Source organism: Rhizobium deserti (assembly GCF_004358025.1).
Lineage (GTDB): Bacteria > Pseudomonadota > Alphaproteobacteria > Rhizobiales > Rhizobiaceae > Neorhizobium > Neorhizobium deserti.
Window position 1 is genome coordinate 143066 of record NZ_SMTL01000002.1, and the last position, 15518, is coordinate 158583.

Annotated in this window: 13 protein-coding genes; 4 read left to right on the forward strand and 9 right to left on the reverse strand. The window is 62.0% G+C overall.

The window, feature by feature from the left end; genetic code table 11:
• The first annotated feature begins 33 nt into the window (after window positions 1-33).
• Window positions 34-1017, forward strand: a complete 984-nt coding sequence (gene dgcA, locus E2F50_RS07050) for an N-acetyl-D-Glu racemase DgcA (RefSeq protein WP_133315386.1) — start codon at window positions 34-36, stop codon at window positions 1015-1017.
• Here dgcA and E2F50_RS07055 read toward each other — a convergent pair.
• Complete coding sequence (locus tag E2F50_RS07055) at window positions 987-2174, reverse strand: MFS transporter (protein ID WP_133315387.1); 1188 nt, start codon at window positions 2172-2174, stop codon at window positions 987-989. The genes dgcA and E2F50_RS07055 overlap by 31 nt on opposite strands.
• Window positions 2175-2270: 96 nt before the next feature.
• On the reverse strand, window positions 2271-3086 hold the full coding sequence (locus E2F50_RS07060; protein WP_133315388.1) for a UDP-2,3-diacylglucosamine diphosphatase: 816 nt from the start codon (window positions 3084-3086) through the stop codon (window positions 2271-2273).
• Between the two features lie 249 nt (window positions 3087-3335).
• On the opposite strand from E2F50_RS07060, the gene E2F50_RS07065 reads away from it, so the two are divergent.
• A complete protein-coding gene (locus E2F50_RS07065; RefSeq protein ID WP_133315389.1) occupies window positions 3336-5669 on the forward strand; it encodes an NADP-dependent malic enzyme in 2334 nt (777 codons plus the stop codon).
• A gap of 97 nt (window positions 5670-5766) precedes the next feature.
• Window positions 5767-6453 carry a hypothetical protein gene (locus E2F50_RS07070; protein WP_133315390.1) on the forward strand — a complete coding sequence of 229 codons (687 nt, stop codon included), beginning with the start codon at window positions 5767-5769 and terminating at the stop codon, window positions 6451-6453.
• Here the strand turns inward: E2F50_RS07070 and bluB are convergent, their stop codons facing one another.
• The 5 genes from bluB to E2F50_RS07095 all read right to left on the reverse strand — a co-directional run bounded on the left by bluB (window position 6454) and on the right by E2F50_RS07095 (window position 11771).
• The gene (gene bluB, locus E2F50_RS07075) at window positions 6454-7140 is read right to left on the reverse strand and encodes a 5,6-dimethylbenzimidazole synthase (RefSeq protein ID WP_133315391.1); all 687 of its coding nucleotides are present in this window, start codon (window positions 7138-7140) and stop codon (window positions 6454-6456) included.
• Between the two features lie 107 nt (window positions 7141-7247).
• Window positions 7248-8084 carry a TolB family protein gene (locus tag E2F50_RS07080; RefSeq protein WP_133315392.1) on the reverse strand — a complete coding sequence of 279 codons (837 nt, stop codon included), beginning with the start codon at window positions 8082-8084 and terminating at the stop codon, window positions 7248-7250.
• Window positions 8085-8094: 10 nt separating this feature from the next.
• On the reverse strand, window positions 8095-9768 hold the full coding sequence (locus E2F50_RS07085) for an NAD+ synthase (RefSeq protein WP_133315393.1): 1674 nt from the start codon (window positions 9766-9768) through the stop codon (window positions 8095-8097).
• Window positions 9769-9832: 64 nt separating this feature from the next.
• Window positions 9833-10243: a GFA family protein gene (locus E2F50_RS07090; RefSeq protein WP_133315394.1), complete on the reverse strand. Its 411-nt coding sequence runs from the start codon at window positions 10241-10243 to the stop codon at window positions 9833-9835.
• A gap of 154 nt (window positions 10244-10397) precedes the next feature.
• Complete coding sequence (locus tag E2F50_RS07095; RefSeq protein WP_133315395.1) at window positions 10398-11771, reverse strand: class II 3-deoxy-7-phosphoheptulonate synthase; 1374 nt, start codon at window positions 11769-11771, stop codon at window positions 10398-10400.
• A gap of 237 nt (window positions 11772-12008) precedes the next feature.
• Between E2F50_RS07095 and E2F50_RS07100 the strand changes: the two genes are divergently transcribed.
• Window positions 12009-13322: a pilus assembly protein TadG-related protein gene (locus E2F50_RS07100; RefSeq protein WP_133315396.1), complete on the forward strand. Its 1314-nt coding sequence runs from the start codon at window positions 12009-12011 to the stop codon at window positions 13320-13322.
• A gap of 28 nt (window positions 13323-13350) precedes the next feature.
• Here the strand turns inward: E2F50_RS07100 and gor are convergent, their stop codons facing one another.
• Together gor and E2F50_RS07110 are read right to left on the reverse strand one after the other, a co-directional pair.
• Complete coding sequence (gene gor / locus E2F50_RS07105) at window positions 13351-14739, reverse strand: glutathione-disulfide reductase (protein WP_133315397.1); 1389 nt, start codon at window positions 14737-14739, stop codon at window positions 13351-13353.
• A 112-nt stretch (window positions 14740-14851) separates the two neighbouring features.
• Window positions 14852-15517, reverse strand: coding sequence for a DUF2059 domain-containing protein (locus tag E2F50_RS07110; protein WP_133315398.1), 666 nt, complete (start codon window positions 15515-15517; stop codon window positions 14852-14854).
• Between the last annotated feature and the right edge of the window lies 1 nt (window position 15518).

Genomic DNA, 15518 nt, shown 5'->3' on the forward strand with positions numbered 1-15518 from the left:
TTAACGATTTACTACAATGAGACGTTTAAAACCATGAGCCGTCACCTCGAAGCAACAATCGAGACCTTTCCCATAGCCGGGGTTTTCACCATTTCGCGCGGCTCGAAGTCGCAGGCGGAGGTTGTTACCTGCACAATTAGTGAAGACCGTTTCGTTGGGCGCGGCGAATGCGTTCCCTATCGGCGCTACGGAGAAGGCATCGAGGCGGTGCTGGCCGAGGTCCAGGCGATGGCCGGCTTCGTTGCCGGTGGCCTGACGCGAGCCGAGCTGCAGGACAGGATGAAACCTGGCGCGGCCCGCAATGCGGTCGACTGCGCGCTTTGGGACCTGGAAGCCAAGCGGACCGGCCGGCGGGCTGCGGAGATGATTGGCGCCGCAGGGACCCAACCCTTCGTCACCGCCTTTACCCTGTCGCTCGGTGACGCGGAGGCAATGGCGGCAGAGGCACGACGGCAGGCCGAACGGCCGCTTCTCAAGATCAAGCTCGGTACGGAGGATGACGAGGCGCGCATGCGGGCCGTGCGGGCGGCGGCGCCTATCTCGCGAATCATCGTCGATGCCAATGAAGGCTGGACCGAGAACAACCTCGTCCGCCATATGGAAATTGCTGCCGAGCTGAGGATATCCCTGATCGAGCAGCCGCTGCCGGCCGGCGCGGATGCCGCCCTGGCGCGGATCCCGCGCCTGGTGCCCGTTTGTGCCGATGAAAGCGTCCATGCCACGGAAGACCTGCACCACCTGCGCGACCGCTATGACGCGGTCAACATCAAGCTGGACAAGACGGGCGGCTTGACCGAAGCGCTGGCGATGAAGGCCGAAGCCAAGCGCCTGGGATTTTCGGTGATGATCGGCTGCATGGTCGGCACCTCGCTTGCCATGGCGCCCGCCGTGCTTCTGGCCCAGGATGCCGATTATGCCGATCTCGATGGCCCGCTGCTGCTGGCGCGCGACCGGCCCGACGGCCTGCGCTACGATGGCTCGCTGGTTTATCCACCCGCCGCCGCTCTATGGGGCTGAAGCCTGGCGGCAAAGGCGATCGCCATCAGTCCGGCAATCGCGATAACGGACATGCCCAGAAATCCGGGTGCCCCGAATTGCCGGTAAAGCAAACCGGAAAGCAGGGTCGAAAGCCCCAGCAGGCCGCCGTTATAGAAGACATAGGCGCCCTGCACCGAACTTTCCTGTTCCTCGCGAACCGATTCGACCAGACGGTATTGCAGTCCCAGATGTACGAAGGCGAAGGTGAAGGCATGGACGAGCTGAAGCACCAGGTAGCCTATAAACCCGAGTGACAATGGGAAGACCGCCCATCTCACGATCGCCACGGCGCAGCCGAGCCGCATCAGTGTCCATGGCGACAGCCGCTTGGCGATCCAGCCGGCGCAAAAGAAGACCAGGATTTCCGCCAGCACACCAGCGCTCCACAGGATGCCGATGGCGCCGCTGGAAAAGCCCATCTGCTGCCAGTGGAGCGTGCCGAAGGCGTAGAACATGCCATGGCTCGCCTGGATGAGCGACGCTCCGAACATCAGCATATGCAGGTCCAATCGGGCGCGGTGACCGCTATCAGGCCCGCGCCCGAGGGCTGGCACTGCGCCGGCCTTGCCCAGGCGTGGGGCAGCGGCGGCACCGGCCACCGTCAGGACGAATGCGATGACAAGTGCCGGTAGGACGGCATCCCCACCGGCAATCCCGACCGAGTGACCAGCCGCAAGCGTTGCGGCGACGAAGCCGATCGATCCCCACACCCGCATCATTCCGTACTGGAAGCCCCACCGCCGCACCCCGGTGACGGCAATCGATTCGACGATGGTCGAATAGGGCGCAAACAGCGCCGCCTGCAGGCCGAAGACGAGCAGCACGGCCCAGAAGCTGTGGGTGACGAACAGGGCAACCGCAGTGATCAGCGACAGCCCGGCCGACCAGACCAGCATGGCACCCCGCTCCGGCATGCGGTCGGCAATTATACCGGCCAGCGGAGCGGCCATGACGCGCAGGATCATCTGGGCGGCGAGGATCGCGCCGATCTCGAAAGAGCTGAAGGCCAGGTGCTGCAGCCAAACCGGGAAATAGGGCAGGATGACGCCGTTGACGGCGACGGCCGCACCATAGGCGAGCGCGCAGCGAAGCTGAAAATTGCGAGGCGCAGAAAGAGCCTTGTCTGCTGGAATCACGGTTGCACGCTGTCTGATGAAACAAGCGTTCCGTAACACGGCTGGCTGCTTCCTGCCTATGGCAGGATCTGGCCCTCGATGAAATCAGGCCACCGTTTAAGCGGCCTGCATGCTGCCGAGACCGGAAGCCGTCGGCAATGCAGTGATTTCCGCAGTTGCCGAGATCTGACCCCAGGTGATCATTTCAAGCGTGCCGTCGAAATTCTCCACGATCGCCGTGCAGCTCTCCACCCAGTCGCCGGTATTGACGTAATGGATGCCGTCGATGTCCTCCATCACGGCATGGTGGATATGGCCGCAGATGACGCCTTCGACATTGTTGCGGCGCGCTTCATCGGCGACCACCCGCTGGAATTCGCCGATGAAATTCACCGCATGCTTGACCTGCAGCTTGGCCCAGGCCGAGAAGGACCAGTAGGGCATGCCGAGGCGGCGGCGGACGGCGGCAAGGACGACGTTGATGGCGATCGCCGCATCATAGGCCCAGTCACCGAGATAGGCGAGCAGTCGGGCATTGCGCACGACGACGTCGAATTCGTCGCCATGCAGGACCAGGTATTTCTTGCCGTCCGCCATTTCATGGATGGCCCGTTCTGCCACTTCGATGCCGCCGAAATGAGTGCCCGGGAAGGAGCGCAGGAATTCGTCGTGATTGCCGGGAATGTAAACGATCCGGGTGCCCTTGCGCGCCTTGCGCAAAAGCTTCTGGACGACGTCGTTGCAGCCCTGCGGCCAGTACCAGTTACGTTTCAGGCGCCAGCCGTCGATGATATCGCCGACCAGGAAGATCGTGTCCGCCTCGTGATAACGCAGGAAATCGAGAAGGAAGTCCGTCCGGGCCGCCTTGGAGCCCAGATGCACGTCGGAAATGAACAGGGTTCTGAAATGCTTTGCCTCGATTGCACCGGTCACGGAAGTGTTCCTTTCGCTGCCGCTTGGTTGCCTTCCAAAACCAGACTCGTGTTTCAAGATGATGACAAGCGCCTGTATGAGCCTTGCCACCCGCCACGCCTTCGCTTGCCGACAGGCTCTGGCGCTGTTCGGCTTCTCCTTAGGTCAGACCCACTGTGCTTGTCTCCGGCCGCGACAAGATGAGGCTGGACCCTCGCCTCAATTCCTGTATTGAGGACCCTATCCCAGAACCAGAAGACCGAGCTCGAAATGACATCGAATACGTCGCAACCGTCGCCCAGCACCCCCGCATCCGGCGATCTCGACGAACAGGCGCTGTTCTTCCACCGCTATCCGCGTCCCGGCAAACTCGAGATCCAGGCAACCAAGCCGCTCGGCAACCAGCGCGACCTTGCTCTTGCCTATTCCCCCGGCGTCGCGGCCCCCTGCCTGGCCATCCGCGACAATCCGGAAATGGCCGCCGAATATACGGCGCGCGCCAATCTGGTCGCGGTCATCTCCAACGGTTCGGCAGTGCTCGGGCTCGGCAATATCGGCCCGCTCGCCTCCAAGCCGGTGATGGAAGGCAAGGCCGTCCTCTTCAAGAAGTTCGCCGGCATCGACGTGTTCGACATCGAGATCGATGCACCCGGCATCGAAGCCATGGTGTCGACCGTGGCGGCACTCGAGCCGACATTCGGCGGCATTAACCTCGAAGACATCAAGGCGCCCGAATGTTTCGAGGTGGAGCGGCGCCTGCGCGAAAAAATGAATATCCCGGTCTTCCACGACGACCAGCACGGCACGGCGATCATCGTTGCTGCCGCCGTCGTCAACGGCCTGGAACTGGCCGGCAAGAGCATCGAGGACGTCAAGATCGTCACCTCGGGCGCCGGTGCGGCAGCGCTTGCTTGTCTGCATCTGCTTGTTTCGCTCGGCGCGAAGAAGGAGAATATCTGGGTCCATGATATCGAGGGCCTGGTTTACGACGGGCGCAACACGCTCATGGACGAGTGGAAGGAAGGCTATGCCCAAAAGAGCGACAAGCGCGTCCTTTCCGAAAGCATTGACGGCGCGGACGTCTTCCTTGGCCTGTCCGCCGCTGGCGTCCTGAAGCCCGAATTGCTGGCCCGCATGGCGCCGAAGCCGCTGATCATGGCGCTTGCCAACCCGACGCCCGAGATCATGCCGGAACTGGCGCGGGAAGCCCGGCCCGATGCGATGATCTGCACCGGGCGTTCGGATTTCCCCAACCAGGTCAACAACGTCCTCTGCTTCCCCTATATCTTCCGCGGCGCGCTCGATTGCGGCGCCCGCACCATCAACGAAGAAATGAAGATGGCCGCGGTCAAAGCCATTGCCGCTCTGGCACGCGAAGAAGTCTCGGACGTCGCCGCACGCGCTTATACGGGAGAAACCCCAGTCTTCGGACCAGATTACCTGATCCCGTCGCCCTTCGATCCCCGCCTCATCCTGCGGATCGCACCGGCCGTTGCCAAGGCTGCCGAGGAGACCGGCGTCGCCGCGCGGCCGATCCAGGATTTCGAGGCCTATCTCGACCAACTCAACCGCTTCGTTTGGCGTTCCGGCTTCGTCATGAAGCCGATCTTCGCCGCCGCCAAGGATGCCGAAAAGAAGCGGGTCATCTTTGCGGAAGGCGAGGATGAGCGCGTGCTGCGCGCAGCTCAGGTGCTGCTCGAGGAAAAGACCGCGACCCCGATCCTGATCGGCCGCCCGTCCGTTATCGAAGCGCGCCTGAAGCGCTTCGGAATTCGCATCCGCCCGAATGTGGATTTCGCCGTGGTCAATCCGGAAGACGATCCGCGATACCGCGACTATGTCGACGACTATTTCGCGCTGGTTGGCCGCAATGGCATCAATCCGGAAGCGGCTCGCACCATCGTGCGCACCAACAACACCGTGATCGGCGCGCTTTCGGTCAAGCGCGGCGAGGCAGATGCCTTGATCTGCGGTGCCGAAGGACGTTTCGACCGCCATCTTCGCGATATCAACCAGATTATCGGTAAGCGGAAGGGCGTCTGCGCCTTTTCGAGCCTCAGCCTGATCATCTCGCAGCGCGGCGCAGTCTTCTTCACCGACACCTTCGTCAACTACAATCCGACGGCACAGGAGGTCGCTGAGATCACCGTTCTCGCGGCCGAAGAAATCCGTCGTTTCGGCATAGCGCCCAAGGCCGCGCTTATCTGCCATTCGAATTTCGGCTCGCGCAATTCCGAAAGCGCAACGAAAATGCGCGAGGCACTGAGCCTGGTGCGCAAGCGCGCACCCGATCTGGAAGTGGACGGCGAAATGCAGGCGGGCTCTGCCCTGTCTGAGATGCTGCGCAAGCGCGCCATGCCGGACAGTTCGCTCACCGGCGAAGCCAACCTGCTGATCTTCCCCAATCTCGACGCCGCCAATATCTCGCTCGGCATCGCCCGCACCATGATGGATGCCCTGCATGTCGGGCCAATCCTTCTCGGCGCCGCCCTGCCTGCCCACATCCTGTCGCCCTCCGTGTCCTCGCGCGGCGTGGTCAATTTGGCAGCACTCGCCGTGGTCGAGGCATCGCAGCCGGAACCGCTGGCGGTCATGGTGAGATGACGATCCCGCTCGGGATCGTCTCCTTGCTGTAAAATTTATGGGATTATCAACCCGGCTGTTTTAAACTTCGCTTGAAGCTTCCAAGGAATGAAAGCTGATGCGCATTCGCAGCCTCCTGATGGCACTGTTTCTCCTGTCGCCCGCCGCAGCCACAGCCCGGGACCTGGAAACCTGTGCCACGCTTTACCGGCAATTGCACAATTCGCCCCAGCTGATCGGCAACACGCACGACAAGCGCCGATACGCCCAGGAGCTCAGCCAGAAGAACAGCGAGATACGCAGCCTGCGGGTCGATATGCGCAATGCCGGATGCGGCGGCGGAAGCATCATCGTACTCGGCCAGCCCGAAGGTTCCGACTGCAGCCGGATGCGCCAGGAGCTCCAGTCTTTGGAAGCAGCGCGCGAGGTCGTGGTGCAGGAGCGCAACGATGCGCGCCCGCTTGTGCGGTCATCCCAGGATCGGGCTCCTATCCTTGCCGCCCTGCGCCAGAACAATTGCACGCCCTCAGACCTCACCGAACAGAACCATCTGGAAGAACAGGAAAGGATGAAGGTACCGGGTCTGGAACTGCCGAAGGAAGATGGCTATTCCGGCATTACCGACCTGCGCAGCCCATCGCCCGCAACCCAAGAGCGGACAGCCGCTGCCGAGCCGTCCCTGCCGCAGCCGGCAAGGCCCTATGACCCGAACAAGAAGGTGCGCTCCGTCGGACCGGCCTTTTTCCCGGAACAGGATATCGATCTGGCCAATCCGAGAAACGAGGGACCGCAGCCGCAGCAGTAATCAAGGCTCAGACCAGCGCTCCTCGAAGATCAGCTCGTCGAGGCTCAGGCGCTGCCGCCAGCCCTTCACGGCCAGCTCCGGTTCCGTATAAAGGCTCTCCACATAGCCGAGGCAGAGCCAGGCCACCACTTCCACCCGCTCGGGTATTCCCAGCAGCGAGCGCACGTCGTCATCGCGAAAAATGCTCACCCATCCCACCCCGACGCCTTCGGCGCGTGCCGCCAGCCAGAGGTTCTGGATGGCACAAACCGTCGAATAGCTGTCCATCCGCGGATTGTGGGTGCGCCCGAGCACGACCGGCCCAGCCCGTTGCGGATCGCATGTCACGCAGATGGAGACAGGTGCCTTACGTATGCCCTCGAGCTTGAGGCTGCGGTAAAGATCGCGGCGCTCCGGCGCAAACATGGCCGCCGCCTCCTCATTGGCCCGCGAAAAGGCCTCAAACGCCGCCTGCCGCATCTGGACGTCGCGGATGACGATGAAATTCCACGGCTGCATGAAACCCACCGAAGGCGCCGCATGCGCCGCGCCCAGCAAGCGCCCGATCAGGTCGTCGGGTAAGGGAACATCGAGGAATTGGTCGCGCACATCGCGACGCGTCGCAATCGCCTTATAGACGGCATCCCGCTCGGCCTGGGTGAATTCTTCTGCAAGCTTGATCTTATCGGACGACGAATCAGATGGCATCGTTTCTCCCGATAATGCAGCGCCCGGCCGCTCGCGCCTTATGCACGCGACGCTCTGCCAGGGCAAGCAGCCTCAAAGTCGCCAACGCGGTCAGTCGGGCGACCGGCTCATACCGCGGGAAAGTAACGGACATAGGCGAATTCTTCGCCACCCGGCGCCCAGTTCGGGGAGTTCATCGTCCCCTGCCCGCCGAACAGATCGAACAGGGTTTCCACATGGCCGCCATCCGAATCCATCAGCCGGACCCGCACAGGCAGGTCGCGGGGATGGTCGAAGACATCACCGTCGTAGGAAAGGAATACGACCTTGTCACCCTTCGGTGACGGATGCGGGAACCAGTCGCCATAGGGGCTGTCGGTGATCCGCTCGGCGGATCCTCCCTTGGCCGGAACGCGCCAGATCTGCATCCGGCCGGAGCGGCTGGAATTGAAATAGATCCATTCGCCGTCCGCCGAATACTCGGGACCGTCATTGCGGCCCTCGCCGAACGTCATCCGCCGCTCTTGGCCGCCCTCGAGGTCGATCGTATAGATGTCGAAAACCTCGTCGCGAATGCCACAATAGGCGAATCTGCGTCCGTCGGGAGACCAGCCGTGCCAGTAGGACGGCAGGTTCTTCGTCACCAGCCGCAGCTCGCCGCCGCCAGCCGGCAGCACATAGATGGCCGATTTGCCGAATTCCACCTTGTCAGAAATCGCGATCAGCGATCCGTCCGGCGAAATGCCGTGATCGTTGTTGCAGAGGGTCGCAAACGCCGTATCCAAAAGGCTTGGACCGCCCTCACCGGATGGTGACAGCCGATAGATCCGTCCCTCGCTGTTGAGCAGCAGATATCGACCGTCCGGCGACCAGTTCGGCGCCTCGAACAGCGCCTCGCTCTGCCACACGACCCGGTGGCTGCGCGTGACGATGTTGAAGATCTCGACCGAACTGCGCCAAGCCACGACCGATCTCCTATCGGTCCCGGAACCGGTTGGTGATCGGGTAGCGCCGGTCGCGGCCGAAGTTCTTGCGGGTGATCTTGACGCCCGGCGCCGACTGGCGGCGCTTGTATTCCGCAAGGTAAAGCAGGTGCTCGATGCGGTGCACGGTTGCCGCATCATGGCCGCGGGCGGTGATCTCTTCCGTGCTCATCTCCAGTTCGACAAGGCATTCGAGAATATCGTCGAGTGCCGGATAAGGCGGCAGCGAATCCTGGTCCGTTTGATCAGGCCGCAGTTCGGCCGAGGGCGCCTTGGAAATGATGTTCTTCGGGATGACTTCGCCGGAAGGTCCGAGTGCGCCCGGCGGCAGGTGCTCGTTGCGCCATGCGGCAATCGCATAGACCTGCATCTTGTAGAGGTCCTTGATCGGGTTGAAGCCGCCATTCATGTCGCCATAGAGCGTCGCATAGCCGACCGACATTTCGGATTTGTTGCCGGTCGTCACCACCATGGAGCCGAACTTGTTGGAGATCGCCATCAGGATCGTGCCGCGCGCCCGGCTTTGCAGGTTTTCTTCGGTGATTCCTTCGTCCGTGCCTTCGAACAGATCCGCAAGCGCCCCGGAAAAACCGTCCACCGGCGCTGCAATCTGCACAATGTCGTAACGGCATCCGAGTGCCTTTGCGCAATCGGCGGCATCCTTCAGCGAGTCTTCCGACGTGTAGCGGTAGGGCAGCATAACAGTGCGCACCCGCTCCTCGCCCAGCGCATCGACGGCAATCGCCGCGCAGACCGCCGAATCGATCCCGCCGGAAAGCCCCAGGACCACCGACTTGAAGCCGTTCTTGTTGACATAGTCGCGAAAGCCCAAAAGGCAGGCGCGGTAATCAGCCTCTTCCTTTTCGGGAATATGCGCCATCGGGCCTTGGGCGCAGTGCCAGCTGTCGCCCGTCTTGCGCCATTCGGTGACGGCAATGGCGGTCTCGAACTGGCTCATCTGGAAGGCGAGCGACTTGTCGGCGTTGAAGGCGAAGCTCGCGCCGTCGAAGACCAGCTCGTCCTGGCCGCCCAGCTGTGCCGCATAGATCAGCGGCAGGCCGGTCTCGATCACTTGCTTTAAAACAACTTGGTGGCGGATATCCACCTTGCCGCGATAATAGGGCGAGCCGTTCGGCACCAGCAGGATCTCGGCGCCGCTTTCCGACAGCGTCTCGCAGACGCCGAGGTCGCCCCAGATGTCTTCGCAGATCGGAATGCCGAGCCGCACGCCGCGGAAGTTGACCGGGCCGGGCATGGCGCCGGCAACAAAAACGCGCTTTTCGTCGAACTCGCCGTAGTTCGGCAGGTCGATCTTGTCGCGCACAGCGATGATCTTGCCGCCGTCGAGCACCGCGATCGAATTGTGCCGCCCCTCGTCACTCTGGCGCGGGAAGCCGATGATGACGCCTGGTCCCCCGTCAGCGGTATCGGCCGCGAGCGCCTCGACCGCGTTGAGGCAGGCCTTTAGGAATGCCGGCTTCAAGACCAGGTCCTCTGGGGGATAGCCGGACAGAAAAAGCTCCGTGAAAAGCACGATATCGGCTTCCTCGCGGGCCGCATCCCTGCGTGCTTCGCGGGCAAGCGCAAGATTGCCGGCAATATCGCCAACGGTCGGATTCAGCTGGGCAACGGCGATGCGGAAGGTCTGGCTGATGTCTTGGGTCATGCTGTCGATTTAGCGCCGGCCGCCGATGGCGGCAATGTAGTTCCCGGATTTTTTCAAACGCAACTCAGTTCGCCGATGAACGGTCCCCCGGATAGCGCGGCAGCCCGTCGTCCGGCAGGTCGTAGAATCCGCCCTTGTCGGCGCAATAAATATGCTCGCCCATCCGAAGCCCGCTCGGTTCGTCGAAGGCGCCTGCCATGATGGAAATGTCCTCGGCATCGTCAGCCAGCCAGAACAGGGCCGAGCCGCATTGGGAGCAGAAGCCGCGCCGGGCGGTTTCGGTGGCGCGGTACCATGTGAGGCTTTTCTCGCCCTCGATGACCAGGCTGCTGACAGGCGCACTCGTAGCCGCGTAATAAAGGCCGGTCTGGCGTCTGCACTGCGAGCAATGGCAGGCGGTGACGTCCCGTAAGGGCTCGCTGGTTTCAAAGCGGATACTGCCGCACAGGCACCGCCCGGAATGTTTCTGATCCATGCACTCGCTCCCTCCTGTTGCACAGCCAATGTCGTGCGGGTACGGCGCCGGGTCAAATGCAATCCGCTGAAGTTGATCATCAACGCAGCCGCTTCATCGCAACAAAAAAAGCCGGCATTCCCGCCGGCTTCGTTTGTTGCGTCAGTCACCCTTTTCAGCCGTTGACGACCATGCGCTTTTCGTCGCGACCGCTTTTCATCCGCTCGGCCAGCAGGAAGGCCAGTTCCAGCGCCTGGTCAGCATTGAGCCTCGGGTCGCAATGGGTGTGGTAGCGGTCTTGCAGATCGCCGGCCGTTACGGCGCGGGCGCCGCCGGTGCATTCGGTTACGTCCTTGCCGGTCATCTCGATATGGATGCCGCCCGGATGGGTGCCTTCTGCACGGTGGATCTGGAAGAAGCTTTCCACTTCCGACAGGATCCGGTCGAAAGGCCGGGTCTTGTAGTTATTAAGCGTGATCGTGTTGCCGTGCATCGGGTCGCAGGACCAGACCACTTTGCGGCCTTCCCGCTCGACGGCGCGGATCAGCTTCGGCAGATTGTCTGCAACCTTGTCATAGCCGAAGCGGCAGATCAGCGTCAGCCGCCCGGCCTCGTCCGTCGGGTTGAGCGCGTCGATCAACTCGATCAGATTGTCGGGCGTCAGCGACGGCCCGCATTTCAAACCGATCGGGTTCTTGATGCCACGGAAATATTCCACATGCGCATGGTCGAGCTGGCGGGTGCGGTCGCCGATCCAGATCATATGGCCGGACGTCGCATACCAGTCGCCGGAGGTGGAATCGACGCGCGTCAACGCTTCCTCATAGCCAAGCAGCAGCGCCTCATGGCTGGTGAAGAAATCGGTTTCGCGCAGGCTCGGATTGTTTTCAGCGCTGATGCCGATCGCCTGCATGAAGTCCATGGTTTCGCTGATCCGGTCGGCGAGCTTCTTGTAGCGCTCGCCTTGCGGTGAGTCCTTGACGAAGCCGAGCATCCATTTGTGGACGTTTTCGAGATTCGCATAGCCACCCATGGCGAAAGCGCGCAGCAGGTTCAGCGTCGCGGCAGACTGGCGGTAGGCGTCGAGCTGCCGCTCCGGGCTCGGGATCCGGGCCTCGGGCGTGAAGTCGATGCCGTTGACGATATCGCCGCGGTAGCTCGGCAGCTCCACGTCGCCCTGCTTCTCGATGCCCGAGGAGCGCGGCTTGGCGAACTGGCCGGCAATACGGCCGACCTTGACCACCGGCAGCTGGGCGCCGAAGGTCAGCACCACGGCCATCTGCAGGAAGGCGCGGAAGAAGTCGCGAATATTATCGGCCCCGTGTTCGGCAAAGCTTTCGGCGCAATCGCCGCCCTGCAAGAGGAAGGCGTTGCCTTCCGCGACACTGGCGAGATGCTTTTTCAGCCGGCGCGCTTCACCGGCGAACACGAGCGGCGGAAAGGTCGCGAGCTGGGCTTCGGTTGCCGCCAGGGCGGCGCTGTCGGGAAATTCCGGAACCTGCTGGACCGGTTTTTGCCGCCAACTGCTCGGAGTCCAATTCTGTGCCATCTCACTCACCTGTTCCAGCGCCATCAAACCCGGCGCCGCTCTTAAAAATAGAGGCGGCTTATAAACCTTAAGCCATGTTTTGCCTAGCCGCTTTCAGTGCAGGTCCACCACCCCGCGCTTCGCCGGCCGCGCCTCCTATCTAAGGTGCTGAAACCGCATTTTAAGGCTGCGCGTTAAACGCGGTTTCATCTGTTTGCGGCAAGCTATGCGCAGATACTAGGCTTGTTGGGGTAGACGATGCATCGGGGAAAGGCGTTCTGGACAGACCGCCGCGGAAATTTCGGCATGATGACGGCGCTCTTGCTGGTCCCGCTGGTGGGAGCAGCCGGCCTCGCCATGGATTTCGGCAGGGCGCTCAGCATCAAGTCGCAGCTCATCGGTGCTGCCGACGCGGCAGCCGTCGGCGCCATTTCGGAAAAGTCCAAGGCCGTCGCCCAGGCCATGGCGCTGGCTGGCGACGGCTCGGTCCCTCTGGACGACCGGGAAGCGCGCGGCCTTTTCTTCGGCCAGATGTCGGGCGAACTTGTCGACCTTCCCGTTGATGTTGATATCCAAGTCGCCAAGACCAACGGCGTCATCTCGTCCAAGGTCACGTTCAGTGCCACGCTGCCGACGACCTTTATGCAGATTCTCGGCCAGAACAGCGTGACGGTGTCCGATACCGCCACGGCAGAATATCAGACGCCGTCCTTCCTCGACTTCTACATGCTTCTCGACAACACGCCTTCCATGGGCGTCGGCGCCACGCCGGCAGACGTCGCTAAGCTCGTCGACGCAACCGCAAACAAAAGTTCTGACGCCAACTGCGCCTTTGCCTGCCACGTGGTATCGACCGCAGGCGTGGTCGATTACAACAGCTACTACTACCTGGCGAAGAGCATTGGCGCGACCATCCGTATCGACGTCGTGGCAGAAGCGGTCGCCGCCCTGATGAACACCGCCACCGCCACGCAGATCGTCAGCGGCCAGTTCAGGATGTCTGCTTATACGTTCGGCAAGACGGCCGTTGATGCCCAGCTCTACACGGTTGCCGCGCCGACCACGGATTTTGCTTCCGTCAGCAAGGCGACGAGCGGGATCGAGCTGATGAGCATTCCGAGCCACAGCTATCCAAACATGCAAACCAACTACGACGACGCGCTGCAAAAGATCAACGCCAAGATCGCCTCGACAGGAGCCGGTACCAGTTCCGCTGACCGTCAGGCGATTGTCTTTCTGGTGGCGGACGGCGTCGGAGACGCGGGCAAATCGAACTGCCAGAAGAAACTGGCGGATGGCCCGCGTTGCATGGAGCCTATCAACACGCATTTCTGCGACGTGCTCAAGACCCGCGGCGTCAAGATCGCCGTCCTCTACACCACCTACCTGCCGCTGGAAAGCAACAGCTTCTACAAGAGCTGGATCAAGCCCTTCCAGGCCGAGATCCCGACCAAGATGAAGGCCTGCGCCACCGAAGGATATTATTTCGAGGTCACCCCCAGCGACGGCATCACCGAAGCCATGGACACCTTGTTCCGCAAGATCGTCAGCACGCCGCGCCTGACTGGCTGAGCGCCCTGCCGAATGGCTGCCGCTTTGATCAGACGCGCTCGCCGTTTCTGATCCGGTAGCTCGGATTGTACATGGTGACGAGTTCCTCCGACGCCGTCGGATGCACGGCCATGGTTCGGTCGAAATCATCCTTGGTGACGCCCGCCTTCAGCGATACGCCGATCAACTGCGCCATTTCCCCGGCGTCATGTCCGAGTATATGCGCCCCGACCACCCTGCGGCTTGCGGCGTCGACCACGAGCTTCATGATGGTCCTTTCGGTGCGTCCGGAAAGCGTCGCCTTCATCGGACGGAACTCGGCGCGATAGATTTCCAGCTCCGGATAGCGCTTGGCGGCCTCTTCCTCCGAAAGACCGACGGTGCCGATCTCCGGCTGCGAGAACACGGCAGTGGCGATCAGGTCGTGATCCGGAGCGACGGGATTGTTCTTGAACACCGTCTCGACAAAGCACATCGCCTCGTGGATGGCGACCGGCGTCAGCTGTACCCGGTCGGTGACATCGCCGAGGGCATAGATGTTATCGACACTGGTCTGCGAATAACGGTCGACGACGATGGCGCCGCGTTCGTTGATCTCCACTCCTGCCTGTTCCAGGCCAAGGCCCTTCGTATTCGGATCGCGGCCCAGCGCCAGCATGATTGTATCGACGGCAATTGTCTCACCGCACATGGTTTTTGCGACCAGACCCCCGGCAGCCGACTTTGTGATCTCCGAGAACACATCCGTGAGGATGATCCGGATCCCCTTTGCCACCATGGCTTTGTGCAGGCCCTGGCGCATGTCGTGGTCGAAGCGGGACAGGATTTCCTGGCCGCGATAGATCAGCGTCGTGTCGACCCCGAGACCATGGAAGATATTGGCGAATTCCACCGCGATATAGCCGCCGCCCGCGATCAGGATGGAGCGCGGCAATTCTTCCAGGTGGAAGGCTTCGTTGGAAGAAATGCACAGCTCGTGTCCAGGCAGCGCCGCATGCGGATTAGGTGTGCCGCCGGTGGCGATGACGATCTTGTCGGCCGTCACGGTCTTGCCGCTCTTGGCCAGACGGATCGTGTGGGCATCCACCAGTTCAGCCCGGGTTTCCAGAATTTCGGCGCCGCTGTTTTCAAGCCCGAGCCGGTAAAGCCCTTCCAGCCGGGCGATTTCCTTGTCCTTGGCGGCGATCAGCTTTTTCCAGTCGAACGTGCTCGTCCCGACCTGCCAGCCATAGCCCGCCGCATCCTCGAAGTGCTCGGCATATTGTGACGCATAAACGAAAAGCTTCTTCGGTACGCAGCCGCGGATGACGCAGGTCCCGCCGAACCGGTACTCTTCGGCTATGGCCACCCGCTTGCCGAGCCCGGCAGAAACACGCGCGGCCCTGACGCCGCCGGAACCGCCGCCAATCACAAAGAGATCGTAATCATAGGCGGTCATGGGCACTCTCCTTCGAATACGCGGCGGACCCGCTGAGGTGATATAGTCATCGGCGCAGACATGCAAAAGCCCGGATCACTCCGGGCTTTCAGGGTTGTGGCTCGCAGGGCGATCAGTTCTTCGGCGGCGTCGTCAGGTTCAATGGCGCCGCAGGCTTGGCGGCGGCCGGAGCTGCAGGCTTGGCGGCGGCGGGCTTCGGAGCAGGCTTTGCCGGAGCCGGAGCCGCGGCCTGTGCTTCTGCCGGAGCCGGATCGACAACCGGCGCCTTGACGGGCGTCGCGTCGATAACGCCGCGCAGCTTTTCCGTGCTTTGATTGGTCAGGTCGCGGGAAACACCGTTTGCCCAGATCTGCGCGGCCTTGCTCAGTTCGCGTGAAATCAGCGGCTGGTTGGCCAGCAGCTTCTTGCCGCCTTCGGTGTTGAAGAAGGCGGAGATCGCCTTCAGCTCATCGACTGTAAAGCTCTTGGCGTAAACCGTCGCAGCTTCCTTCTCGAGGTCGGCGCGGCGCGGCGCCAGTGCCAATGCCTGCTGGTCGACGACGCTGGAAATCTGAGTCTGGAAGTTCGGCGAGGCTTGAATGAACTGGCCCTTCAGCCGTTCGGCGAGGTTCGGTAGGATATTGTCGTACATGTCCGTGACATTCAGCGAGGCGATCGCATCGCGCGCAGCCGCCATCTGGGCCTCGGAAACTTCCTGTGCACGCGCAGGCATCGTCATCGCGCCCGACAGCAAAACAGCGAGGGCGGCGGCACGGCCGAAAACCGCGTAATTGATCATG

What these genes read in the sequence shown, in the direction of transcription:
- bluB (WP_133315391.1), bottom strand. Translation starts at nt 7,140, where the DNA reads ATGCCATCTGATTCGTCGTCCGATAAGATCAAGCTTGCAGAAGAATTC.
- E2F50_RS07085 (WP_133315393.1), bottom strand. Translation starts at nt 9,768, where the DNA reads ATGACCCAAGACATCAGCCAGACCTTCCGCATCGCCGTTGCCCAGCTG.
- dgcA (WP_133315386.1), top strand. Translation starts at nt 34, where the DNA reads ATGAGCCGTCACCTCGAAGCAACAATCGAGACCTTTCCCATAGCCGGG.
- E2F50_RS07110 (WP_133315398.1), bottom strand. Translation starts at nt 15,517, where the DNA reads ATGATCAATTACGCGGTTTTCGGCCGTGCCGCCGCCCTCGCTGTTTTG.
- E2F50_RS07095 (WP_133315395.1), bottom strand. Translation starts at nt 11,771, where the DNA reads ATGGCACAGAATTGGACTCCGAGCAGTTGGCGGCAAAAACCGGTCCAG.
- E2F50_RS07100 (WP_133315396.1), top strand. Translation starts at nt 12,009, where the DNA reads ATGCATCGGGGAAAGGCGTTCTGGACAGACCGCCGCGGAAATTTCGGC.
- E2F50_RS07070 (WP_133315390.1), top strand. Translation starts at nt 5,767, where the DNA reads ATGCGCATTCGCAGCCTCCTGATGGCACTGTTTCTCCTGTCGCCCGCC.
- E2F50_RS07090 (WP_133315394.1), bottom strand. Translation starts at nt 10,243, where the DNA reads ATGGATCAGAAACATTCCGGGCGGTGCCTGTGCGGCAGTATCCGCTTT.
- E2F50_RS07065 (WP_133315389.1), top strand. Translation starts at nt 3,336, where the DNA reads ATGACATCGAATACGTCGCAACCGTCGCCCAGCACCCCCGCATCCGGC.
- gor (WP_133315397.1), bottom strand. Translation starts at nt 14,739, where the DNA reads ATGACCGCCTATGATTACGATCTCTTTGTGATTGGCGGCGGTTCCGGC.